Annotated in this window: 18 protein-coding genes, 1 pseudogene and 1 riboswitch; of the genes and pseudogenes, 15 read left to right on the forward strand and 4 right to left on the reverse strand. The window is 63.9% G+C overall.

Features of this window, described 5'->3' with window-relative positions:
• Positions 1 to 4: 4 nt before the first annotated feature.
• From ASE85_RS06085 to ASE85_RS06100, 4 genes are all read right to left on the reverse strand, one after another.
• A complete protein-coding gene (locus ASE85_RS06085; RefSeq protein ID WP_056685186.1) occupies positions 5 to 754 on the reverse strand; it encodes a glutathione S-transferase family protein in 750 nt (249 codons plus the stop codon).
• A complete protein-coding gene (locus ASE85_RS06090; RefSeq protein ID WP_056685189.1) occupies positions 751 to 1,518 on the reverse strand; it encodes a glutathione S-transferase family protein in 768 nt (255 codons plus the stop codon). Before ASE85_RS06090 ends, ASE85_RS06085 begins: the two co-directional genes overlap by 4 nt.
• 65 nt (positions 1,519 to 1,583) lie before the next feature.
• Positions 1,584 to 4,091 (reverse strand): TonB-dependent receptor, encoded by a 2,508-nt coding sequence (locus ASE85_RS06095; protein ID WP_235523296.1) that lies wholly within the window; start codon positions 4,089 to 4,091, stop codon positions 1,584 to 1,586.
• 274 nt (positions 4,092 to 4,365) lie between these two features.
• Positions 4,366 to 4,821 (reverse strand): MarR family winged helix-turn-helix transcriptional regulator, encoded by a 456-nt coding sequence (locus ASE85_RS06100; RefSeq protein WP_235523303.1) that lies wholly within the window; start codon positions 4,819 to 4,821, stop codon positions 4,366 to 4,368.
• Positions 4,822 to 4,933: 112 nt separating this feature from the next.
• On the opposite strand from ASE85_RS06100, the gene ASE85_RS06105 reads away from it, so the two are divergent.
• From ASE85_RS06105 to ASE85_RS06180, 15 genes and pseudogenes are all read left to right on the forward strand, one after another.
• Complete coding sequence (locus ASE85_RS06105) at positions 4,934 to 6,409, forward strand: carotenoid oxygenase family protein (RefSeq protein ID WP_056685196.1); 1,476 nt, start codon at positions 4,934 to 4,936, stop codon at positions 6,407 to 6,409.
• A 179-nt stretch (positions 6,410 to 6,588) separates the two neighbouring features.
• Positions 6,589 to 7,236 (forward strand): gluconate 2-dehydrogenase subunit 3 family protein, encoded by a 648-nt coding sequence (locus ASE85_RS06110; protein ID WP_235523305.1) that lies wholly within the window; start codon positions 6,589 to 6,591, stop codon positions 7,234 to 7,236.
• Entirely contained in the window at positions 7,233 to 8,915 is a 1,683-nt protein-coding gene (locus tag ASE85_RS06115) for a GMC oxidoreductase (protein ID WP_056685199.1), read from the forward strand. Before ASE85_RS06110 ends, ASE85_RS06115 begins: the two co-directional genes overlap by 4 nt.
• Positions 8,915 to 10,339: an MFS transporter gene (locus ASE85_RS06120; RefSeq protein WP_056685202.1), complete on the forward strand. Its 1,425-nt coding sequence runs from the start codon at positions 8,915 to 8,917 to the stop codon at positions 10,337 to 10,339. The genes ASE85_RS06115 and ASE85_RS06120 overlap by 1 nt, the downstream gene beginning before the upstream one ends.
• A 69-nt stretch (positions 10,340 to 10,408) precedes the next feature.
• Complete coding sequence (locus ASE85_RS06125; protein WP_056685205.1) at positions 10,409 to 11,644, forward strand: MFS transporter; 1,236 nt, start codon at positions 10,409 to 10,411, stop codon at positions 11,642 to 11,644.
• A complete protein-coding gene (locus tag ASE85_RS06130) occupies positions 11,644 to 12,750 on the forward strand; it encodes an FAD-dependent oxidoreductase (protein WP_056685208.1) in 1,107 nt (368 codons plus the stop codon). Before ASE85_RS06125 ends, ASE85_RS06130 begins: the two co-directional genes overlap by 1 nt.
• A gap of 18 nt (positions 12,751 to 12,768) precedes the next feature.
• Positions 12,769 to 13,671 (forward strand): VOC family protein, encoded by a 903-nt coding sequence (locus tag ASE85_RS06135; protein ID WP_056685210.1) that lies wholly within the window; start codon positions 12,769 to 12,771, stop codon positions 13,669 to 13,671.
• Positions 13,672 to 13,675: 4 nt separating this feature from the next.
• Positions 13,676 to 14,833, forward strand: coding sequence for an alpha/beta hydrolase family protein (locus tag ASE85_RS06140; protein WP_056685213.1), 1,158 nt, complete (start codon positions 13,676 to 13,678; stop codon positions 14,831 to 14,833).
• Entirely contained in the window at positions 14,830 to 15,609 is a 780-nt protein-coding gene (locus ASE85_RS06145) for a cyclase family protein (protein WP_056685217.1), read from the forward strand. Before ASE85_RS06140 ends, ASE85_RS06145 begins: the two co-directional genes overlap by 4 nt.
• A gap of 3 nt (positions 15,610 to 15,612) precedes the next feature.
• Positions 15,613 to 16,557: a fumarylacetoacetate hydrolase family protein gene (locus tag ASE85_RS06150; RefSeq protein ID WP_056685220.1), complete on the forward strand. Its 945-nt coding sequence runs from the start codon at positions 15,613 to 15,615 to the stop codon at positions 16,555 to 16,557.
• A 152-nt stretch (positions 16,558 to 16,709) separates the two neighbouring features.
• Positions 16,710 to 19,106 (forward strand): DUF3772 domain-containing protein, encoded by a 2,397-nt coding sequence (locus ASE85_RS06155; protein WP_235523307.1) that lies wholly within the window; start codon positions 16,710 to 16,712, stop codon positions 19,104 to 19,106.
• 32 nt (positions 19,107 to 19,138) lie between these two features.
• A riboswitch (TPP riboswitch) is annotated at positions 19,139 to 19,249 on the forward strand.
• A 34-nt stretch (positions 19,250 to 19,283) separates the two neighbouring features.
• The gene (locus tag ASE85_RS06160) at positions 19,284 to 21,578 is read left to right on the forward strand and encodes a TonB-dependent receptor (protein ID WP_056685223.1); all 2,295 of its coding nucleotides are present in this window, start codon (positions 19,284 to 19,286) and stop codon (positions 21,576 to 21,578) included.
• Positions 21,579 to 21,581: 3 nt separating this feature from the next.
• On the forward strand, positions 21,582 to 22,691 hold the full coding sequence (locus ASE85_RS06165) for a phosphotransferase enzyme family protein (RefSeq protein WP_056685226.1): 1,110 nt from the start codon (positions 21,582 to 21,584) through the stop codon (positions 22,689 to 22,691).
• Complete coding sequence (gene pnuC / locus ASE85_RS06170; RefSeq protein WP_056685291.1) at positions 22,691 to 23,245, forward strand: nicotinamide riboside transporter PnuC; 555 nt, start codon at positions 22,691 to 22,693, stop codon at positions 23,243 to 23,245. The genes ASE85_RS06165 and pnuC overlap by 1 nt, the downstream gene beginning before the upstream one ends.
• Positions 23,246 to 23,612: 367 nt before the next feature.
• A pseudogene (locus tag ASE85_RS06180) lies at positions 23,613 to 24,976 on the forward strand (IS3 family transposase).
• Positions 24,977 to 25,024 lie beyond the last annotated feature (48 nt).

The raw sequence follows: 25,024 nt of genomic DNA on the forward strand, positions 1-25,024 counted from the left end.
CCCATCAGCCCCAGCGGTTGATCTCCGGGCCGATGGCCCAGATGGCTTCGGGGTTGGGCACGGTGGCGAGGCCGAGCGCCCGCGCCACCGCCGGGCGGGCGCGCAGCCGCGCTTCCCAGGCGTCGGTCAGTGGCGCGGCGGCAAAGGCGTCGGGCACGAGGCGGCGCATGCCCGCCAGCCAGGCATGGGTTTCAAGATCCGCGATCGAGAAATCGCCCATCAGCCAGTCGCGGCCGTCGGCCAGTTGCGCCTCGATCTTCTCGACCGCCTGCACGATCTTGGTCCGGCTGTCGGCCAGATGGGCTTCGTCGACCTTGCCTTCCACTGCCTGCGTCCAGCGGGCGGCGAGGTCTGCGCTGGCGATGCCGGCGGGGACGGATGCGGGCGGGGTGGCGGCATTGCCGAGCGCGGCGGCGGCAGGAGCCACGCGCTCGATCACATAACGGCACCAGGCCATCATCTGCCAGCGGGCATAGGGATCGGCCGGGCGGATGGCCGGGCCGCCGCCGACGTCATCCAGATAGCAGGCGAGAAAGACGCTGTCGGTCATCGCCACGCCGTCCACGACCAGCACCGGGCCTTCGCCCTCGATCGATTGATCGACTTCAAGGGGGTGGGGCAGGGCGGTGGAGTGCCGCTCGCCCGCAACCAGATCTATGGCGCGCAGGTCCAGATCGACGCCTTTCTCGAACGCGGCGGCAAGGACGGTGAAGGACGGGCCGTTGGGCTGGCCATGATAGAGGATGCCGGTCATGCGGGTTCGCTTTCGAGCAGGGAGATGCGGCGGGCGAGGTCGGTGCGGCCAAGCGCCCAGCAGGCGCGGGTGGCGGGGCGCGCATAGATGGCGCGCAGCCAGCGCATGATGTTGGGGGTCAATTCGTCATTGCACAGATGCGGTTGCGACAAGGGCATGGCATAGGCGAGGTTGAAGCCGTTGATGTCGGCCAGGCCATAGCTGGCCGACGCCAGCCATTCGCGCTGGCCCAGCGCCTGTTCCAGATAGCCGATGCCGAGAGCTACGCGGCGCTGCGATTCCGTCATCTCCTCTGGCGAGAAGGCACCGTTGATCGCCTTGCGCCAGGCGGTGCGCCGTTCGGGCATGGGGATGCGGTCGATCGCGGCTTCCAGTTCGGCCGGGTCTTTCTGCCGCACCGACGGGCCGACGAAGACGCTCCAGCCGATCATGGAGAAGCTGGGCGCGAGCCACTGGTCGAGGAACTTCATCCACCAGCGCGTGCGCCACTGGTCGACCGGATCGGCGGGCATCAGGCGGGGGCCATCGAATGCCTCATCCACATATTCCATGATCGCGGTGGATTCGGTCAGCACCAATTTGCCATGCGTCATCGCCGGAATGGTGCCGAGCGGATTGACCGCCAGATAGTCGGGCCGGTGCTGGTCGAAATTCAGCAGGTCGAGATAATGGCTGTCGAACGCGACGCCCTTTTCGAACAAGGCCAGCATGGGCTTTCCCGAATTGGCGTTGGGTTCCCAATGATAAAGTGTGACGTCGGTCATGCCGGATGCGTCTCCAAAAAGAAGCCGGCCGGGCCGTGTGCAGCCCGACCGACCGAGGGGGAGGCCTAGAATTTCTTCTTCACGGTGATCGCCCATTCGCGCGGATTGCCGGGGCGTGCCTTCCGCACGCCTGCGCCTGCGCCGCGCAGGTCGAAGATGGAGAGATAATAATATTTATCGAAGAGGTTGGTGACTTCGAACGACACGTCGAGATCCTCGTCCGCATTCTGCCAGGTCAGTCGCGCATTGGCGAGCGTGTAGGCCGGTACGAAGTTGAGGACACGCACGCCATTGATGACCGCGCCGCCGCCGAATTTCTTGTCTTCATAAGTGACGTCGAACCGCGGGGTCAGGCTGCCGGCCTTGTCCAGGTCGATCTTATATTGCGCGCCTGCGCTGAACTTCCAGGGCGGCGATGCCGGCGGATCATTGGCCGACACGCCGCCCGGATTGGTCGGGAATGACGCGGCGGGATCAAGGCTGCTGGCGATATATTTAAAGTCGAGATAGCTGATCGACGCATCGATCGCGAGGCCGTCGATCGGATAGGCGGACAGTTCCGCTTCAAACCCCTTTACCCGCGCATCGCCGGCATTGAGCCGCGCGGCGCAGGGTGCGCCGGGGCAGGTCAGCACCGGGATCTGGATATCGATATAGTCGTTGATGAAGGCGGCGGCGTTCAATCGGACCCGGCGATCGAAGAAGTCGCTCTTGAAGCCGATTTCATAGGCGGTCAGCTTTTCCGGGCGGAAGGCGATGACCTGCTGTGTGTTGAACGGGCGCGGGTTGGAACCGCCGCCCTTGAAGCCGGTGGACACCGAACCATAGACCATCAGGCTGTCGGTCAGGCGATAGTCGGCGGCAATGCGATAGTCCCAGCGTTTGGCGCTATAATGGGCGGTGAGGCCGGACAAGGCCGTGACAGTTTCAGTGGTGTTGCCATTGAAATTGGTATCGAGCGTGTCCGCACCCGAATAGCCGATGCCATAGGCCGCGCCGACCGGATCGAGGAAGGCATTGACCGTGCCGTCATAGTTCAGGCGGAAATAGGTCTGGTCCTTCGTTTCCGTGGTGTAGCGAAGGCCACCGCTGAGTGTCAGGCGGTCGATCGGTTTCCAGGACAGATGTGCGAAGGCGGCCTTCGCCTCTGCCTTGGTCGGGTCGGGCTGGCGGAATTGCAGCGGATAGACCGGGACGTAGCGAATATCCTGAAGCGAGTCATAGGTCGATTTCTGCCTGAAATAATAGCCGCCGACGGTAGCGTTCAGATTGTCGCCCAGTTCCGCGTTCAATCGGACTTCCTGGCTGAAGCTCCAATTCTCCAGATAGTTGCGGCCAAAGCCGATATTGGCGGGCGAGATGTCGTCATCGGAATCGAATTGGGTGTTGAAGGTGCGATAGCCGGTGATGGACGACAGTTTGAAGGCGTCGGACAGGGCATAGTTGATCTGGCCCGACACCCCCCAGCCCTTGTAGAGGCTGCGGTCGGTGCCCTGGGTGGCAGCGAGTGGCGTGCCGGCCGCGCCGAAAGGATCGACCGGGATGGGCGGCACCCACACGCCTGCGGGCTGGCCTGTGCCGATATAGTTGCAATAGCGGCCGCAGATGAAACGATCATCATAGACGACGCCGGGTGCCGGGTTGGTGTTGGGCGAATTGACGGGGTTGGTCGCGATCAGCACTTCGCCGGCGATCGTATGTTCGTCGCGGGTGTAATCGCCGATCACCGTGACATCCAGCTTGTCGCTGGGTTCCCAGAAGGCGATGGCGCGGATCGCCTGATAGCCGACGCCGCCCAGCTTGCTGATGGTGCAGTCTCCGGCCGGCTGGGTCGACGGGATGCCGCTGCCCGGATTGGCGCAGCCATAGTCGATGCGGTCGACGAACCCTTCCTGCTGCTTGGCGACGCCGGAAATGCGGACGGCCAGCGTGTCGGTGATGCCGAAATCGGCGGCGGCGCGGATGCCGATGCGGTTGCGGATGCCGTAATTGACCTCGACAAAGCCGCCGCCATCGCCGCTGGGTCGCTTGGAATAGAGTTTGATCGCGCCGCCCTCGGCATTGCGGCCGGCCAGCGTGCCCTGTGGCCCGCGCAGGATTTCCACGCGGTCGAGATCGAGCAGTTCGAACACCGCGCCGGTCAACTGCGGATAATAGACATCGTCGATATAGATGCCGACACCCGGTTCATAGGCCGGGTTGAAATCGTTCTGGCCCACGCCGCGAATGGAGGCGGTGATGGACGGGCCGAAGGAGGCTCCCTGAGGCTTCAACGATACGTTGGGCGCGGCATCGGCCATCTGCGCCAGGTTGGTCTGGCTCTTGGCTTCCAGTTCGGCGGCGCCGACGGCGGTGATGGAGATCGGCGTGTCCTGCAATCGCTGGGCGCGGAACTGAGCCGTGACGACGATGTCCGCGACGGACGATTGCGACGCCGTGCCCTGCTCGGCCGCCTGCGGTGCGGCCGCTGGCGGCTGGGCCGATGATTGCGCCGACGCTGGCGTGGTGATTGCGAGGATGGAGGCCGACGCCAACAGGGCGCGCGACATCATTGCACGAATATCGTGTTGCATGGGTAATCCCCTCTCCTGATCCGGCTTTGTAAGATCCATCCTGACCGGACGTGATCCGCCTTGTGACATGCTGTGTGTCGATTGTTAGTAAGACATACAATTTTATCGGTTGCAAGGGCCTGATAGCCCCGATGACGAACATTGTCGCAATATTTGCCGACATTGCGAGAGGGCAAATAATGCTGTTGTCTCTATTGGTAGTAGTGCCAGTAACAGGATGGTCGCGGCCGGGAGGGGAAGGCCGCGAAAATCCCGCATATCGTCCTTTGCCGGGTCAGACGTAGACGCGGCGCAGCAACTCCACCAGCATCGCGGTTTCGGCCGGGCTGAACCGGGCCTTGAGCCAATTCTCATGCTCCGCGATGCAGGTGCGCGCATCGCCAAGCGAGTCGCGGCCGCTGTCGGTCAGGCTTAACGTCTGGCGTCGGCGATCCTGTGCGGACGCGCCACGGGTCAGAAAACCCCGGTCCTGCATGCGATTGACGATGGCCATGACGCTGGCCCGGTCCATCTTCAGCCGGCGGCCGATATCGGCCTGGGCGATGCCGGGCTGATCTTCGATCAGCCAGAGGACGGCGACCTGTTTCTGGGTGAGGCCGAGGTCGCTGAACGTTTCGGTAAAATGTTGATAGACCGCCGCGCTGGCCAGCCGGATGTGAAAGCCGACCAGCCCGTCGATGCCGCTGAGGCCGGGATCGGGGAAGAGGTCGAGCGGCTCAATGTCTTTCATGGTATTCATAGTAACAGTGTGCGCAGTAAGACTTGGATCGTCAATCCTGCGGCTTGAAAAAATGTGATTGTCACATACAATATCGTCAACCAGAACAGGGAGAGGATCAGCCGTGGCGCATTTTCCGGACACACCGTCCTTCACGGGTTTCAACACGCCTTCGCGGATCGAGGCGGACATTGCCGATCTGGACGTGAAGGGGGCCGTGCCGCCGGACCTGGACGGGGCCTTCTACCGGGTGCAGCCGGACCCGCAATTTCCGCCATTGCTGGGCGACGACATCGCTTTCAACGGCGATGGCATGATTTCGATGTTCCGGTTCAAGGATGGCCGGGTCGACCTGCGCCAGCGCTGGGCCAAGACGGACAAATGGAAGCTGGAGCATGAAGCGGGCCGGGCGCTGTTCGGCGCCTATCGCAATCCGCTGACCGATGACGAGTCGGTGAAGGGCAAGATACGCGGCACTGCCAACACGACGGCTTTCATCCATGGCGGGCGGCTCTATGCGTTGAAGGAGGATAGCCCGGCGCTGGTGATGGACCCGGCGACGCTGGAGACGGACGGCTATACGCGCTTCGCCGGCGCGATGACGGGGCAGACCTTCACCGCCCATCCCAAGATCGACCCCGTTACCGGTGACATGATCGCCTTCGGCTATGCGGCCAAGGGGGTGCTGACGCGCGACATGACCTATTATGTCGTGTCGCCCGATGGTGCGTTGAAACAGGAGCTTTGGTTCGAAACGCCCTATTATGCGATGATGCACGACTTCGCGATCACGCCCGATTATGCGCTGTTCCATGTGGTGCCGAGCACGTCGAACTGGGAGCGGCTGGAGCAGGGGCTGCCGCATTTCGGTTTCGACACCACGCTGCCCGTCTATCTGGGCGTACTGCCGCGCCGGGCCGATGCGAGCGCCGCGGACATTCGCTGGTTCAAGCGCGACAATTGCTTCGCCAGCCATGTCATGAACGCGTTTCAGGAGGGCACGAAAATCCATTTCGACACGCCCGAAGCGAAGAACAACATGTTCCCCTTCTTCCCCGACATCCATGGCGCGCCGTTCAATGGGCCGGAATCGGCGAGTTTTCTGACGCGCTGGACGGTGGACATGGCATCCAATGGCGAGGATTTCGCCAGCGTGCGGCGCTTGACCACCATGATGGGGGAGTTTCCCCGCATTGACGATCGGCAAACGGGCCTGCCCTATCGCTATGGCTGGCTGCTGGTGATCGACCCGACCAAGCCGGTGGAGTTGAAGGGCGGCAGCCCGTCCGGCATGCTGATGAACACGCTGGGTCTGATCGACCATCGCACCGGGGAGGAGCAACGCTGGTGGTGCGGGCCTGTGTCGTCCTTGCAGGAACCCTGTTTCATCCCGCGGAGCCCCGATTGCGCGGAGGGCGATGGCTGGATCGTACAGGTGTGCAACCGGCTGGAGGAGCATCGCAGCGACCTGCTGCTGTTCGACGCGCTGGATATCGCCAAGGGGCCGATCGCGGAAGTGCGCGTGCCGATCCGGCTGCGTTTTGGCTTGCATGGCAATTGGGCCAGCGCGGACCAGATCGGGCTGGCGGGGAAGGCGTAACAACTTTCCATCAGATCCGTCATTGCGAGCGCTGCGGGCCGCAGCCCGCTGCGCTCGCAAGGACGATATGCCATGAAATCGGACCGCTCTTGACCACCGCCCTCTTCATCTTCTAATAATAGAACAACAATTTTAATTCATATATGGGCGCGGCCTTCATAGCGTCCGTTGGAGGGGTAGTGGCACAGCATAGCGAGCAGGCCTTGGGTGAGCGTGGCCTTGATCGGCGGCAGTTGATCGGGGCGGGACTGTTGCTGGCGCTGGGCGTCGGCACGCCGATCGCACTGTGGCGCCGCCACGCCGAGGGCGAAAGCGGCAGCGCCGATGCCGGGCAGCGGGCGTTGGCCGAGCGGCTGAGCGATCTGGTCGTGCCCGCCACCGACACCCCCGGCGCGCTGGCGGCCAGGGTGCCCGACTGGCTGCTGCTGGCGCTGAGCCATGGGCAGGCCGGGACAGGGACGCAGCCGGCTGGTCCATTTGCGACCGTGCGTGCGGTCGGGGCTGCCGCGCCGATGGGGCTCGGCTGGCTCGATGCTGTCGGGCGCCAGTTGAACGCCATGGCCAGGGGGGATTTCGTCAGCCTCCCCGCCAAGGCGCAGCATGACCTTCTGGCGGCGCTCGATGCAGAGGCGTTCAAGCCCGGCAATGACGCCCATCCCTGGCACAAGATCAAGGAGCTGATCCTGACCGGCTATTACACATCCGAAATCGGCGGGTCGCAGGAGCTGCGCTATGAACTGGTGCCGGGGCGATGGGAGCCGGACATTCCGATCGGCCCGCAGACCCGCGCCTTTTCGAGCGACTGGACTGCGGTGGACTTCGGATGAGCGCGACCTTTGATGCGATCGTCGTCGGCTCCGGTATCACCGGCGGCTGGGCGGCCAAGGAACTCACGCAAGCGGGCCTGAAGGTGCTGCTGGTCGAACGCGGGCCGGATGAGCCGCATGGCCAGTATCCGACCGAGATGAAGGCACCGTGGGAGATGCCCTTTCGCGGCATGGGCGATGCGCAGGAATATCTCAAATCCTATCCGGTCCAGTCGGGCAATCGCCATTTCAACGAATTTACCCAGCATCATTTCGTTCGCGACGACATCAATCCCTACACGGTGGGCGAAGGGCAGGCGTTCAACTGGTGGCGCGGCTATCAATTGGGTGGGCGATCGCTGACCTGGGGGCGGCAATGCTATCGCTGGTCCGACTATGATTTCGGCGCGAACAAGGCGGACGGCCATGGCAGCGACTGGCCGATCCGCTATGCCGACCTTGCCCCCTGGTATGACAAGGTCGAGGAATTCGTCGGCGTGTCGGGATCGGCCGAGGGGCTGGCGGCGTTGCCGGACGGACGGTTCCAGCCGCCCATGGCGCTGAATGTGGTCGAGCAGCATGTGCGCGGCGTGATTGGCCAGCAGTGGCCCGACCGCTGCCTGACCGTGGGCCGCACGGCGAATCTGACGCAGGAAAAGGAGGGGCGGGCCAAGTGCCAATATCGCTCCATCTGCGCGCGCGGATGCAGCTATGGTGCCTATTTCTCGACGCAAAGTTCCACCCTGCCCGCCGCGCAGGCCACCGGCAATCTGACGCTGGTGACGGACAGCATCGTGGACCAAGTGGAGGTCGACCCGGTCACGAGGAAGGCGACCGGGGTGCTGATCCTGAACACCGCCACCGGCAAACATATGCGGGCTACGGCGCGGATGATCTTCCTCAACGCCAGCGCCTTCAACAGCGTCCATATCCTGCTGCGATCGCGGTCGGAACTGTTCCCCAAGGGCCTTGCCAACACCAGCGGCGTGCTGGGAACGCATATCATGGACCATGCCTCCACCCTGTCGGGCATGGCGCTGATGCACGGGTTCGAGGATCGGACCACCTATGGCAACCGGCCGACCGGCATCGTCATTCCGCGCTTCCGCAATCTGGACAAGACGGATGGTCGGGGCTTCACGCGCGGCTACAGCTACCAAGGCGGGGCGCTGCAATCGACCTGGACGCAGGGCAAGCGGATGCCGGGCATCGGCGCGGAGATGAAGGACACGCTCCACAAGGTCGGGCCGTGGAAGATGGTGTTGGTCACCTATGCCGAAAGCCTGCCGCGCGCGTCCAATCGGCTGACGCTGGACCCGGTCAGGACCGACGCCCATGGCATGGCGGCGCTGCACATCGCCTTCGACCATGGCGCCAATGAGCGCGCCGCGCTGGCCGACGCGAAGACCGAGGCGAAGGCGATGCTGGAGGCGGCCGGCGGCACCTATCTGTTCGGTTTCGACCAGCCGGGGGCGGGTGGTTCCTCCATTCACGAAATGGGCGGCGCACGCATGGGGAATGATCCGTCGACGTCGGTGCTGGACAAATGGAACCGCGCGCATGACGTGCCCAACCTGTTCGTCACGGATGGCGCGGCGATGGCCTCGTCCGCCTGCCAGAATCCCTCGCTCACCTATATGGCGCTGACGGCGCGGGCGTGCGACGCGGCGGTCACGATGCTGAAGGACGGGCGGCTTTGATGGACGCGGCGCAAGCGGCGGCATCCCTCAGTCCGGGCCAGCGTCGCGCGGCGCTGGGCACGCTCATCATCGCCTTCGTGGTCGATGTGCTGGACGGCACGATCGTCAATGTCGCGGTGCCGGCGATCCGTTCCGACCTGCATGCCAGCGCGCTGGCGGTGCAGTGGATCGTGGCCGGCTATGCGCTCGCCTTCGGCATGCTCCTCATCAGCGGTGGGCGGTTGGGCGACCTTTATGGTTATCGCCGCCTGTTTCTGACCGGGATCATTGGTTTTTCGCTGAGTTCGGTGGCCTGTGGCCTTGCCGATGACGCACTGCATCTGGTGCTGGCGCGGATCGCGCAGGGGGCGACGGCGGCGCTGATGGCGCCGCAGGTGCTGGCGCTGATCCAACTGCTTTATGGCCCGTCGGAACGGGTGGGCGTGCTGGGCATGTTCGGCCTGCTGGGCGGCGTATCCGCCATTCTCGGCCCGATCGTCGGCGGGGCGCTGATCGACGCGAATATCGGCGGCCTCGGCTGGCGCCCGATCTTCTTCATCAACGCGCCGCTGGGTGTGGCCGGAGTGATCGCCGCGCTGAAATATCTGCCGATCGGGCGATCGGCCCATCCGTTGCGGATGGACTGGCGCGGCAATGTACTGGTGATGGCGACCCTGTTCGCGCTGATCTTTCCGCTGGCGATCGGCCGCGATCTGGGCTGGCCGCTCTGGTGCGTGATGCTGCTCGCGGCGACCGTGCCGCTCCTCTGGACGACGCTGCGCTATCTGACCGCGCGCACGGCGCAGGACGGGTCCGCCCTGCTTGATCCCGCGCTGTTCCGGCAACGCAGCTTCGGGCTGGGCGTGATCGTGTCTTTGATCTTCGCGGTGGCGACGGCGGGCTTGCTGCTGACCATGATGCTGGTGTTGCAGATCGGCCTTGGCATGGACCCGCTGGCGGCCGGTGTGGCGCATATCCCCTTCGCCATTGGTGCGGGGCTGGGTGTCGGGTTCATCGGGCGCGGACTGGTGCCCAGGCTGGGGCGCAATGTGCTGGTGCTGGGCGCGCTGTGCATGATGGCGGGCATTGGCCTGCTGGTACCGGTCTTTGCCTGGGGCGGGCCGATGTTGCCGCTGGCGATCGCGCTGCTGCTGGCGGGATTGGGCATGGGGATGCTGGCCGGGCCGCTGACACCGATCGCGCTGGCGCGCATCGACAAGGCCCATGCCGGGGCGGCGGGCGGCGTGCTGAAGGCGGTGCAGCAACTGGGCAGCGCGATCGGCGCGGCGGGCATCGGGGCGCTGTTTCTATGGCTTGCCAAGGGTGCGCAGGAGGCAGAGGTTACCCGCGCAGCCTTCACGCAAACGGCGGCGGTCATGGTTCTGTTACTGCTGCTGGTCGCGCTGATCGCACGGTTGCTGCCGGCCAGGCTGTTCGACGCTTGACAGACGCCTTGATCGCAGTCAAAAAAGAATCAATATTCTAATAATAGATTTGATGTGAGTGGAGGGTAGATGTCGCGGCTGGTTTCCTTCTTTCGGCGATTGACGCTGGTGCCGCAGGGCATCACGATCGTAACCGCCGCCTTCCTGCCGATCTTTGCGATCGTGTCGATGTTCCCGGCGGTGCCCGCGATCATCGACCATTTCGCGGCCGACCCCGATGCGCGCTGGAAAGTGCCGATGATGGTGTCGGCGCCGGGCCTCACCATCGCCCTGATCGCACCCTTCGCCGGCTGGTTCGTGGACCGGATCGGGCGGCGGCCACTGCTGATCGGTGCCACTCTGCTCTATGGCATTTTCGGCACCGCCCCCTTCTTCCTCGACAGCCTGAACGCGGTGTTCGCCTCGCGCCTGTTGCTGGGGGTGGCGGAGGCGGCGATCCTGACCATCGTCAACACGCTGATCGGTGATTATTGGGAGGATGAGGGGCGGCGCGACTGGTTGATGCTGCAAGGCGTGGCTGGGCCGTTTCTGGCCAGCGGCGTGATCGCCCTGTCCGGTCCGGCCACGGCGATGCGCTGGAACGGCATCTTCCTCGTCTATCTGATCGCTTTCCCGATCTTCTTCGCGATGATGGCCTGGCTGTTCGAGCCGAAGCGGCAGGCCCATGACATGGTCGATGCTACGGACGCTTCGCGCGCTGCCCCGTCTGCCGGAACGCTTTTCCCTTGGATGCCGGTCGGCCTGCTGGGGCTGGTGACGCTTTGTGCGTCATGCCTCTATTATGTGTTCATCATCAATGGCGGCCTGGCGTTTCGTGAAGTCGGCGTGACCGATCCGTCCGCCTTGAGCGCCATGACCGCACTGCCCAGCCTGTCCGTCATCGTCGGTGCGCTGGTCTTCCGGGCGCTCGGTGGCAAGGCCAATGCGGTGCAACTGTCGGCCTTCTTCCTGATGCTGGGCCTTGGCCTGCTGGGTATCGGGATGGCGACCAGTGCGAAATGGATGATCGCCGCTCTGGTGGTGCAGCAGACCGGTGCCGGCATGGCCGTCCCCTCGCTGATCGCCTGGGCGCAGACCAAGTTGCCGTTCCAGCATCGTGGGCGCGGCATGGGGATATGGACCGCCTGCTTCTTCTTCGGCCAATTCTCTTCGCCCTTCCTCGTCCACAAGCTGAATGATGCGACCGGCACGATGCAGGGGGCGTTCATGGCGTCGGGCCTGATCGGGCTGGTGCTTGCGATCATCATCTTCCTGTTTCTCGATCGCTCCGTTCGCGGCGCGCCCGGCAAGCTGGAGACGGCGTGATGAAAGCGCTGATCATCGGCGGCGGCATTGGCGGCCTGTCTGCGGCGATAGCGCTGCGGCGGAGCGGGCATGATGCAATCGTCATCGAACGCGATCCCAACTGGTCGGTCTATGGCGTGGGCATCATCCAGCAGGCCAATGTCGTGCGGGCGATGGCGCAACTCGGCGTGCTCGACGCTTTCCTCGATGCGGCCTGCGGCTTCGATGCGGTGGAAATCTATATTCCCAGCGGCGATCGGGTGGCGCGGGTGCCGTCCCCGGCACTGGTGCTGGGCAAACCTGCCAATGTCGGCATCGGCCGCCGCGCGCTGCAACAGGTGCTGGGGGATAGCGCGAAGGCACTAGGCGCGGACATCCGGCTGGGGCTGACAGTCGAGACGCTGGACGATGATGGCGCGGGCGTGGATGTGCGCTTTTCCGATGGCGGCGTGGATCGCTATGATGTCGTGGTCGGGGCGGACGGGGTTTATTCGCAGACGCGGAATATGATCCTGCCCGATGCCGAAAAGCCGGCATTCACCGGACAGGGCGTGTGGCGCTATAATTTTCCGCGTCCGGCCGGGCTGGATGCGCTGCATGTCTATAATGGCCCGATCGGCGTCGGGCTGGTGCCGATGAGCGCGGAGCAGATCTATCTCTTCGCGACCAGCGCAGAGCCGGGCAATCCGCATTATGCCCGCGCTGATCTGGCCGCGACGATGCGGGCCAAGCTGGCCAACACCGCGCCGCAGATTCAGGCGCTTGCCGCCCAGATCAGCGACAACGACGGCGTCGTCTATCGCCCGCTCGAAGCGATGGTGGTGCATGGTCCCTGGTCGAAGGGAAGGGTCGTGCTGCTGGGCGATGCCGTCCACGCAACCACGCCGCATCTGGGACAGGGTGCGGGCATGGCGATCGAGGATGCGATCGTGCTGGCCGAGGAACTGGGCAAGGTTGAAAGCCCGGAAGCCGCCTTCGCCGCCTATCGCGACCGCCGCTACGAACGCTGCCGCTATATCGTCGAACAGTCGCTGGCCATTTGCCACGGCCAGATCGGCAAGGGGCCGCCGGTCGATAATTACAAGGCCACCGCAGAGATGTTCGCGGTCGTCTCCCAACCCATCTGACAATCAAGGATAGCCGCCATGAGCCGCGTCACCGAAATCCGTTATGTCGGCTATGCCGTCCCCGATCTGGAGGCAGAACGGGCTTTCTATCATGACCAGTGGAAGCTGGTCGAGGCGGGCGAGCAGGACGATATGATCCATTTCGCCGCCGATGGAGGCGAGGAGTTGTATGTCGTGCGTCTGCGCGCGGCAGAGGAGAAGCGCATCGACGTGATCGCGCTGGCCGCCGACAACCGCGCCGATGTGGATGCGCTGCACGACAAGGTCTCGGCGTCGGGCGCACGGATCATCTTCGTGCCCAGGGAACTGACGACGCTGGGCGGTGGATATGGCTTCCGCTTCTTCTCGCCCGAAGGGCTGACCTTCGAGATTTCGAGCGACGTGGCGCGCCGCAGCCCGCGCGACATGGTCCGCTGGGAAGGCGTACCACAGAAGATCAGCCATATCGTGCTGCACGCGCCCGACCATAAGGCGCTGGTGCAATGGTTCTGCGATGTGCTGGGCTTCAAGGTCAGCGACTGGCTGGGCGATTTCATGTGCTTCCTGCGCTGCAACGGCGCGCATCACCGCATCGCCATCCTGCCGGGACCGCCCTGCCTCAACCATGTCGCTTATGACATGTTGAGCGTCGATGACATGATGGTGGGCGTCCATCGTCTGAAGCAGAAAGGCACCGACCTGCGCTGGGGGCCGGGCCGCCATACGGCGGGCAACAACACCTTCAGCTACTTCACGACGCCTGCCGGCTTCGCGGTCGAATATACGTCCGAGCTGGACTATGTGGATTTCGAAACGCATGAGCCGCAGGTTCACATTCCTGGTCCCAAGGTGATGGACCAGTGGGGCATCGGCGTCGGCGGTCCGCAGACCATGCCGCATCCCGAACCCGACAAGGGGCTGTTTCAGGCGGCGGAGGTCTGATCCCATGGCCCTGTTCGAATATTTCCCCAACTATATCTGGAACCTGTCGGTCGCGATCGCGATGGAGAGCGGTGGGCAGATCGGCGAGATCGTCGATATGTGCCAGCCGATCAGGGACGCCACCGCGAACGGTGGCGACGCAGGCACGCCCATGTTCATGAAGGCATGGGCGGCGATGGGCGACAAGCTGGTCGACCTCGCGGCCGAGGACGAGGGGAAGGGGCGCCATGTCTCCGCCTCCAACAAGCTGGAGCGTGCGGCGCTCTACCTCATCATCGCCGAGCGGATGCAGGGGCATGGCGCGCCGGAGCGCGAGGCGACCTATGCCAGGGCGCGCGATGCCTTCGATCGGTCGACAGCACTGGGCAAGATCAACCGCCAGCGGGTGGAAATCCCGCTGGCGACGGGCACCATGCCGGCCCTCTTCACCCGTGCGCCGGGCGAGGGCCGCAAGCCCGTCGTGGTCTTCTGCAACGGTCTCGATAGCTGCAAGGAGCTGCTTTACTGGACGCGGTTGCCGCAGGAGCTGGCGCGGCGCGGCATTTCGACGCTATGCGTCGATCAGCCGGGATCGGGGGAGGCGCTGCGGCTCCAGAACCTGCCCGTCGATCCGCATAGCGAAAACTGGGCGAGCAAGGCGGTCGACTGGCTGGAACAGCAGGCCGAAGTGGACCCCGAAGCGATCGGCATGACCGGCATTTCGCTGGGCGGCCATTTCGCGCCACGCGCCGTCGCCTACGAACCGCGCTTTGCCAGTGGCGCGGTCTGGGGCGCGAACCATAATTGGCGCGCGGTGCAGGACAAGCGCATGGCGCGCGAGGGCGAGAATCCGGTCCCTCATTATTGGGCGCATGTCCACTGGGCGTTCGGGGCGAAGGATCAGGAGGATTTCCTTGCCCGGTCGGAGGCGATGAACCTTAACGGTCACATGGATCGCATCGAGGTGCCCTTCCTGGTCACCCACGGCGCAAACGATCGCCAGATCAGCGTCGCCTATGCCGACGATCTCTACGACCAGCTCGTCAATTCGCCGCACCGGGAGAAGGTGATCTTCACGCCGCGTGAGGGCGGGGTCGAGCATGTCGGTGCCGACAATATGGCCTATGGTCGCGACCTGATTTCGGACTGGTTCGCGGAGACGCTTGGAGGGAAGGTGGCATGACGCGCCGCTTCATCGACCTGTCGATCACGCTGGACAATGACGTCGTTTCCGATCCGCCCTTCATGCGGCCCAAGATCACCTATGAGACGCATCAGGAGACGGTGAAGGAATTGCAGCATTTCTTCCCCGGCGTGACGGCGGAGCAGACACCGGGCGGCGAAGGTTTCGCAGCGGCGGAGTGGGTGACGCTGACCACGCATAACGGTACGCATCTGGATGCGCCCTATCATTTCTCCCCGACAATGGATGGCGGGGAGCGCGCCATCACCATCGATGAAGTGCCGCTCGACTGGTGCTTCCGCCCAGGCGTGAAGCTGGATTTCCGCGCGTTTCCCGACGGCTATGTCGTGACGGCGGCCGATGTCGAGGCGGAACTCAACCGCATCGGCCATGAGCTGCAACCGCTCGACATCGTGCTGGTGAACACGGCGGCGGGCAAGGCGCTGGGCCGGCCCGATTTCGTCAATGTCGGATGCGGCATGGGCTATGAGGCGACCATGTATCTGACGACGCGCGGTGTGCGCGTGACCGGCACCGACGCCTGGAGCTGGGACGCGCCGTTCAGCTATACGGCCGAGAAGGTCAAGCAAACCGGCGATACCTCGCTGATCTGGGAGGGGCATAAGGCGGGCCGGGACATCGGCTATTGCCACCTTGAAAAGCTGCATAATCTCGAAGCGCTGCCCGCCCACGGGTTTACCGTGAGCTGCTTCCCGCACAAGATCAAGGGCGCGTCGGCGGGCTGGACCCGCGCCGTCGCGATCTTCGAGGACTAAGCGATGCGCCTTGCCACCTTCTCCAACGAGACGCCGGACGGCGAACTGGTCGTCGTCTCGCGCGATGCGCAGCGTTGCCTGCCGGCCGGCGGCACGCTGCAACAGGCGATCGAAAGCTGGAGCATGACCGAGCCTGACTTGCGTGCGCTGGCCGCCCGGCTGGAACAGGGCGAGGGCGAACCGCTCGACCATGGCCGGCTGCTCGCGCCGCTGCCCCGCGCCTGGCAATGGCTTGATGGATCGGCCTTTCCCCAGCATGGCGAACTGATGCAGAAGGCGTTCGATCTGCCGCCGATCGAGACGGACCGGCCGTTGATGTATCAGGGCCTGTCCGATCGTTTCCTGTCCGGTACGCAGGACGTGCCCCTGCCCAGCGAGGCGGACGGCATCGATTTCGAGGGCGAATTCGGCATCGTCACCGGCGCTGTGCCGATGGGCACGGCGGCGGATGCGGCACGTCCTCATGTAAGGTTGGTCCTGCTCATCAACGACTGGTCGCTGCGGGCGATCGCGCCGGTCGAGATGAAGACCGGCTTCGGCTGGGTCCAGGCCAAGCCCGCCTGCGCGGTCGCGCCCTTCGCCGTGACACCCGACGAGCTGGGCGAGGCATGGCAGGACGGCCGTGTCCACCTGCCGCTGGAGGTGCAGGTCAATGGCCAGTGGTTTGGCCATCCCCATGGTCGCGAGATGCAGTTCGGCTTCCACGACCTGATAGCCCATGCCGCCCGCACCCGCGATCTGGTCGCCGGCACCATCATCGGGTCGGGCACCGTCTCCAACGCCGATTATGACGAAGTCGGTTCCTCCTGCCTGTCGGAGCGCCGCGCGATCGAGATGATCGCGGCCGGCAAGCCGGAAACGCCCTTTCTGCGGTTCGGCGATCGGGTGCGGATGGAAGCGTTGGGCGGTCCATTCGGCATTATCGACCAGCAAGTGGTACAAGCGTAGCGCGCTACTCGATTGAGGACGCGATGCCCAAGATGGCGCGGCTTTCGCGCTATGTTGCGCCCGCCCGGCCCGATTTCCGTCTGCATGCTGTGGACCTGAACCCCCATCGGCCATAGAGAGGGCCGCAGTTTCGCACAGAAAATGGGTGGTCCTTGTTTCGACACGATCAGGCAATTGATCCGATCCGGCATCGGTATGCTCTGGCGCTGATTCTGCTGGTTCTGAGCATTGGCCTCGCTGGCCCGGTGCGGGCGCAGGTGGACTCTGCTTTGGATCCCGCCGCCCGGCTGGCACAGGCGGAAAAGGATGTGCGCTCGGTCGACCAGAGTCTCGACACGCGCATGGATGCCAGCGATCGCAAGCTGCTGCTGGCGAAGGCGCTGGCGGCCAAGACGACCGCATCGGATGCCGCCGGCGATTTGCAGGATCAATTGGCCCTGCTTGATGCCAAGCTGACTGGCCTCGGCGCCGTTGCGGCAGGCAGCAGCGAAGCGCCCGACATAAAGCGGCAGCGTGCGGCGCTGGCACGGCAGCGATCCGCCATCGATTCGGCGATCAAGCGCGGCAACCTGATCGGTGTCGAAGCGCAACAACTGGCCGACGAGATCGAACGGAGCGAGGCAGAGCAGTTCAGCCAGAAAATTTCGACACGGTCGCCATCGCCATTGTCGCCCGGCTTCTGGTCCGCGCTCGGCCATGCCTTCCCCCGCGACCTGCGGCGGGCGGAGGCGTTCATGGAGGTGGGCCGGACGCAGGTCGCAGAGGCGCTGCGCGATCATCGGCCCTGGCATGCGCTGACGGGCCTGTTGCTTGCCTTGCTGATCGTGGGGCCGGGGCAGGTCGCCGCGCGGCATATGGGACAGCGGATGCTGACCGAAGGCGTGCCGGGACGGCGGGTGCGGCGCTCCAGCTACGCGCTGTGTCGGGTCGCAGTCGGCACGTTCGCCCCGCTGCTGGCGGCGCTTTCGATCGCGCAGGGACTGCGCTGGTCCGGTCTGGTCGCGGATCGTTGGGAGCCGTTGCTCGGCGCGTTCGTCGGCGGCTGTGCCTTTAGCGGCTTCACCTTCTCCGTGATCGGCGCGCTGCTGATGCGCAGCCGCCCGTCCTGGCGGATCGCGGCGATCAGCGACAATGGCGCGACGAAGCTGCGCCCCTACAGCCTGTTGCTGGCGCTGCTGACCTTTCTCGGCGTGATCTACGCCCAGTTCAATGCGTCGGTCGGCGTAGGCAAGGCGGCACAGGAAGCGACCCAGGCGGTCTTCGCCCTGCTCCACATCCTGCTGGTCAGCGCGGTCCTCGTCACCGTCGCGCATTTGCGCGCTGCCAAGGAAGAGAATGAAGAGGGTTCGCGTCAGGAAAGCGTCAGCGGTCTCATCAGCCTTCTGGCGTGGATCGTGGTGACGGTGGCGACGATCGGTCTTCTGCTCGGCTATTTCAGCCTCAGCCTGTTTCTGTTGCAGATGATAAGCTGGGCCACGGTGCTGGGATCGGCGGTCTATCTGCTGATGGCGGCGATCGACGATCTGGCGACGACGATATTCGACCGGTCGAGCCGCTTCGGCATGACGCTGGTCCGCAGCCTCGGCTTGCGTGGCAGCGCGGTCGAGCAGTTCGGCGTGCTGTTGTCCGCTCTGTTGCGGCTGGCGGTGCTGCTGCTCGGCTTCTCGATGCTGTTGTCGCCCTTCGGCGCGGGCAATGTCGCCAGTCTGTTCAGCCGCCTCGGCACGCTGGCACAGGGTTTCGAGGTCGGCGGGGTCGCCATCTCGCCCGGCGCGATCCTGCGCGGGATATTGGTGCTGCTGATCGGCCTGGCGTTGGTGCGCGGCTTCATGCGCTGGCTGGAGCGGCGCTATCTGCCCGTCACCGACCTCGATGGCAGTGGCCGCAATTCGGTGAGTCTGGTCGCCCGCTATGTCGGCATCGCGCTGGCGGTGATCTGGGGGCTGGCATCGCTCGGCATCGGGATGGAGCGCATCGCCATCCTGTTGTCCGCTTTGTCGGTCGGCATCGGCTTTGGTCTTCAGGCGATCACGCAGAATTTCGTGTCAGGGCTGATCCTGCTGGCGGAACGGCCGATCAAGATCGGCGATCTGGTGCGCGTCGGCCAGGATGAGGGCGATGTGAAGCGGATCAGCGTGCGATCGACCGAGATCCAGTTGCCCGACCATTCGACCCTGATCGTGCCCAATTCGGAACTCATCACCAAGACGGTGCTCAATAAAACGCTGGCCAGTCCGCTCGGCCGGATGCAGATCCAGTTTTCGGTGCCGATCGAGACGGATGCGGACAAGGTGCGGGCGATCGTACTGGCGACCTTTGCCGACGAGCCTGCGGTGCTGGCGGAGCCGGCTTATACGGTGTTTATCGATTCGATCGCGGACGGTCGCATCTTCTTCAACAGCTTTGCCCATGTCGCCAGCCCGCGAGCGGCCTACAGCGCCAGAAGCAATGTCCTCACGGTGGTTCTCCGTCGGCTTCGCGAAGAGGGGATAGAAATCGGCACTGTCCCGCAACGGATGGAATTGATTACCACCGCATCCGAGAAATAAGACTTTTCAGGTCGCATTCCACGCACTAGAGGGGCGCATCCCCGGGGGGCCGCTTATGCGCGGCTGAGAGGTGGTCCGCAGACCACGACCCGCTGAACCTGATCCGGCTGATTACCGGCGTAGGGAGGGCAAGGCGGCACGTCCGTCAGTCCCTCCGCGTGGAGTGGACGTGAGACGATGACGATATATGCGACTTGTGTTGGACGGTGCGCGCTGGCGACCGCGATGCTGTTTGCGGCGCCCGCCGCGCTGGCGACCGAGGGCGACGAACAGGAGCGCGCGACCATAGAGGTCACGGGCTATCCCGATCCGCAGGGCCTGCTGCCCGATCAGAGCGCACCCAAGGCCGTCAGTTCGATTGCCGAAGCCTTCATCAGCAAGCAGGCGCCGACGCTCAACGCCTTCCAATTGGTCAACCTGCTGCCTGGCGCGAATGTGTCGTCCAGCGATCCCTATGGCCTGTCCGCAACGTCGAGCCTGACTTTGCGCGGGTTGGGGCAGGACCAGATCGGCGTACTGCTGGAAGGCGCGCCGCAGAACGACATCGGCTATTATTATGCCTACCCTTCGCAATTCGCCGATGCCGAAAATGTGCGGCAGATCGCGCTGGCGCAGGGCGCGGCGGATATCGACGCGCCGGTCGTGGCGGCAGCAGGCGGGACGCTGTCGCTGACGCTGGACGATCCCAGGGCGAAGATGGGTGGCCTCGTCAATCTGTCAGTTGGTTCCTACGATCAGCGGCGCGCCTTTCTGCGGTTCGATACCGGGGAGATCGGAAGCAGCGGCCTCAAGGCGTTCGTCTCCTATTCCAACAACCGCGCCGACAACTGGCGCGGGGCGGGTTATGACAAGCGCCAGCATATCGACGCGAAGCTGCTGCACGAATGGGGCGAGGGCAATCGCGCCAGCCTCGCCGTCTCCTATAATGATGCCATCACCTCCACCTATCCCAGCCCGACGATGGCAGACTGGCAGGCGAGCGGGCGCGGCTTCAACTTTAAGGACCGCTATACGGACGGGGACACCGGCTATTGGCGCCTCTATCGCGCGCCGTTCCGCAATCTCTATTTCGCGGCGCCGGTGCATATCCGGCTGAGTGACGCATTGACCTTCGACAGCAGCGCCTATCTCCAGACGGGGCATGGCAATTCGCCCTATGGAACGCAACTGGCGACCACCGGCAATTTCCTCGGCACGGAGGAACTGACGCAGCCGATCGCGCTGCCCGGGGCGGTGGATGGCGTGGCGACGGTACTGGGCAACTGGACCGGCAAGCAGCGGCGCATCGGTGACGTCAGCAAACTGACATTGCACGCGGGCGTCCACACTATCACCGCAGGCCTGTGGTTCGACTATGGCACCGACCGGGTGACGCAAAGCTATACGTCGATCGACGCGAAGGGGCGGCCGGTCGACGCATGGGGATATCAGGACAAGGCGATCCGCACCGCCGACGGGCGACTGCTCGCTTATGAGAACCAGCGCACCGTCACCGTGACCAAGGGCTTCTTTCTGGCGGACAGCATTGCGGTCACGCCGCGCCTCACGGTCGATGTGGGGTTCAAGGGCGTCAGCCTGCTGCGCAACGGTCGCAACTATCTGCCGGGGCCGCAGTCGAAGGTGCATGTCGACAGCTTCGCCGCTCTGCCGCGCGCGGCGGTTCATTACCGGCTGGACGATCGGCAGCAACTGTTCGCCAACATCACCACCAATTTCCGCACGCCCAACGAATTCGCGCTCTACGACAGCTATTATGGCGGCGAACTGGTCAGTCAGGGCACGCAAGCGCTCAAGAATGAATATAGCGTCGCGCAGGAGTTGGGCTACCGCTATATCGGGCCGAACCTGTCCTTCTCGCTGACCGCCTTCCACTATCATTTCCGTAACCGGCAGGTGGCGACGGTGGTCAACAGCGGGGGGGCGCTGGTCAATTCGACCATCAACGGCGGCAGCCAGACCAGCTATGGGCTGGATGGCGAGATCGACTATCGCCCGTTCAAGGGGTTCAGCCTTTATGCCTCGGGCGAATATCTGCATACGCGGCTGGACGACGATCTGCCGGTGGGCGGCGACCGGTTGCCGACGAAGGGCAAGCAGGCGGTATCCGCCCCGCGCGTCCAGTTCGCCCTTGGCAGCACCTATGATGATGGCCGGCTGTTCGGCAGCACGGCGCTCAAATATGTCGGCCGCCAATATGCGACTTTCATGAATGACGAGAGCATCAAGGGTTATGCCACGCTGGACCTGGCGATCGGCGTGCATCTGGCCGGGCTGATCGACGCAAACGCCATGGATCTGCGCCTCAATGCGATCAACGTCACCAATCCGCGCGTCCTGTCCGGGGTGTCGGCGATCAGCACCAATGCGCAGGATGTGACGGGCCGGAACGGCACGCTGATCGCGGGTTCGGCCCCCAGCTATTATATCAGCAGCGGGCGCGCCTTCGTGGTGACACTGTCGCGGGTCTTCTGACCCATGAGTGGCGGCCATCTCGTCCATGGCATGGGAACGGCGCTGGAGGCGCCGACATGGCCCGCCATCACATGGGCGGAGGCGGAAGCCGTGCTGGCCCGTTTTCCGGCAGCGGGACGGTTGATCGATCTCAACTGGCATTCGCCGCGCCCCTTTTCGGCGGCCGCGCTGATCGAAACGGACCGGAGCGTACTTTTCCTCAAGCGCCATCATCAGCGGCTCCGTTCACTTTCAGCGCTGGCGGAAGAGCATGGCTATATGGCGCATCTGCGGGCGGGCGGGCTGTCAGTGCCGCAGGTCATGGCGGCGGCGGATGGTTCTGGCGCCATTGCGCTGGGTGAATGGACCTATGAACTGCACCGCGCAGCGCCCGGCATCGACGTCTATCGCGATCGTCAATCGTGGACGCCGTTCCTGACGCCGGGCCACGCGCAGGCAGCGGGTGTGGCGCTGGCGCGGCTGCATCGGGCAGCGCAGGGCTATGCGGCACCCGCGCGCGGCGATCATCCGCTGGTCGCCAGCTTCACCATCCTGCCCGCGCATGATCCGCTGGCGGCGGCGGAAGCCTATGTCGCTGCCCGCCCGGCGCTGGCCGACTGGCTGGCAGACAAGAACTGGCGACAGGAACTGGCGCGATTATTCGCGACCCTGGGCGACGATGTGCCGGACCAGTCGCCGCTCTGGACCCATAATGACTGGCATCCGTCCAACCTCCTCTGGACGGACGATAGCAGGGTCGCCAGCATCATCGACTTCGGGCTGGCGACGCGGACCTGCGCGCTTCATGATCTTGCCACCGCGATCGAGCGCACCGCGTTCCGCTGGCTGGAACTGGGGAAGGAAGCGGCGCTGGGCGATGTTGGTGCGGGGCTCGCAATGCTGGAGGGGTATCGCACGATGCTGCCGGTCGATGTCGATGCGCTCGTTCGCCTGCTGCCGCTGGTCCATATCGAATTTGCCCTGTCGGAAATCGACTATTTCGCTGGGATCGTGGGTGATGCCGATCAGGCGGCTGTCGCCTGGCAGGATTATCTCATCGGCCATGCCGACTGGTTCCTGTCCGCCGCCGGACAGGATTTCCTGCGGCGCTTCAAATGCGAGGCGATGGCCTGATGTCGATACTGGAAATCATCGCTGTTGCAGTCAGTTTCCTTGGCATTTGGCTCACGGCAAAGCGGCGCATGCTATGCTGGCCGGTCAATCTGCTGGCCTGCGCGCTCTATTTCAAAATCTTCCTCGATGTGCGCCTTTATGCCGACATGCTGTTGCAGGCGCTGTTCGGTATCGGGATCCTTTATGGCTGGATCGCCTGGGCGCGGGGCAGGGAAGAGGCGGGGGCGGTCGTCGTGGCCCCGCTGCCGCGCGCGCGCGCGGTCTTCGGTCTCGCGACAGGTGCCGTCGGCGCTATCGCGATCGGCTGGGGCATGCACCGCTTCACCGACGCTTCGCTGCCCTGGATGGATGCGGCGCTCAGCAGTTTCAGCCTGGTCGCCCAATATTGGACCGCACGGCGCCATGCGGCCAGCTGGCTGCTCTGGATCGTCGTCGACATCGTCTATGTCGGCATGTTCGCTATCAAGGGCTTGTGGCTCACTGGCGGTCTTTATGCCGCGATGATCGTGCTGGCTATGCTGGGCTATCGCCGCTGGCGGCGGGCTTCCCAGTAGAACTGGCCATTGGGGACGGTTTTTGCCGTCGATCTCGTCAAGCATGACAACGGCCATCACATCTTTGATTGTCAACGTGATCATGAGGCATCGGGAAGTCGCAGAAGGGAATTAAAATCATTTAAATTTCAGTCATTTACTGCGATAATATCGCTGATCTTGGGATCGGTCGGAATACCGTGCTGTTCGCCGTCAGCACCAATGGCACAGATTTGAGGTTTTGATTTAAGGAGGGTTGGGGCTTGGTCGTAGTGACGAAGGAACGAAGATGAAGGCCCANGCTGTTCGCCGTCAGCACCAATGGCACAGATTTGAGGTTTTGATTTAAGGAGGGTTGGGGCTTGGTCGTAGTGACGAAGGAACGAAGATGAAGGCCCAACCCTCCTTGGAAAAATCGCCGACAAAGGCCCCTGCTGAGCGTGTTGTGAAGGATATTCGGGGGCAGACGCGTCGCCATTTCTCGTCCGAGGTCAAGATCCGCATCGTGCTCGATGGGCTGCGCGGCGAGGACAGCATTGCGGAGCTGTGCCGCAAGGAAGGCATCGCCCAGAGCCTGTATTGCACCTGGTCGAAGGAGTTCATGGAAGCGGGCAAGCGCCGGTTGGCCGGTGACACCGCTCGTGCCGCAACCACTGGCGAGGTGCAGGATCTGCGCCGCGAAGCCCGCGCCTTGAAGGAATGCATGGCCGATCTGACACTCGAAAACCGTCTGCTGAAAAAAGCATGATCGCAGATGGGGGCGACGACGAATGAGGTATCCCGCATCCGAAAAGCGCGAGATCATCCGGATCGTGGAACAGTCGCACCTGCCCGCCAAACGCACGCTCGACCAGTTGGGCATCGCCCATCGGACGTTCTACCGCTGGTATGACCGTTATCCTGAGGGCGGGCCGGAGGCGCTGGAGGATCGGCCATCGGCGCCGAGCCGGGTGTGGAACCGGATCGGCCGCGACATCCAGGATCAGATCATCGAACTGGCACTGGATCTGTCCGAACTCTCTCCCCGCGAGCTGGCGGTGCGCTTCACCGACGAGAAGCGCTACTTCGTGTCAGAATCCACGGTTTACCGCCTGTTGAAGGCCCACGATCTGATCACCAGCCCGGCCTATGTCGTGATCAAGGCCGCCGATCAGTTCCACACCAAGACCACCCGGCCGAACGAGATGTGGCAGACTGATTTTACCTACTTCAAGATCATCGGGTGGAGCTGGATGCACCTGTCGACCGTCCTCGACGACTTCTCGCGCTACATCATCGCGTGGAAGCTGTGCACCAACATGCAGGCCGAGGACGTGACCGACACGCTGGACCTGGCGGCTTCCGGCTTCCGGCTGCGACAGCGCCACTGTGCTGCACAAGCCCAGGCTGCTCAGCGATAACGGTCCCAGCTACATCGCTGGCGAACTGGCGGAATACATTGAAGCCCGGAAGATGAGCCATGTGCGCGGCGCCCCGATGCATCTCCAGACCCAGGGCAAGATCGAACGCTGGCATCAGACCCTGAAGAACCGCATCCTACTGGAAAACTACTTCCTGCCCGGCGATCTCGAGGCCCAGATCGAGGCCTTCGTCGAGCACTACAATCACCAGCGGTACCACGAGAGCCTAAAAAATGGGACGCCCGCCGACGCCTGCTTCGGAAGGGCTCCGGCGATCATCCAACAGCGTGAAAGGATCAAGCGACAGACCATCGAACATCGGCGCTTGCAGCACCGCAAGTTTGCCGCCTAACATCAACCCCCAGACGAAGCCCGCACTCCGCTAATTTACCCCGCGAGT

Source organism: Sphingobium sp. Leaf26 (genome assembly GCF_001421665.1).
In the GTDB taxonomy this organism is placed as follows: domain Bacteria; phylum Pseudomonadota; class Alphaproteobacteria; order Sphingomonadales; family Sphingomonadaceae; genus Sphingobium.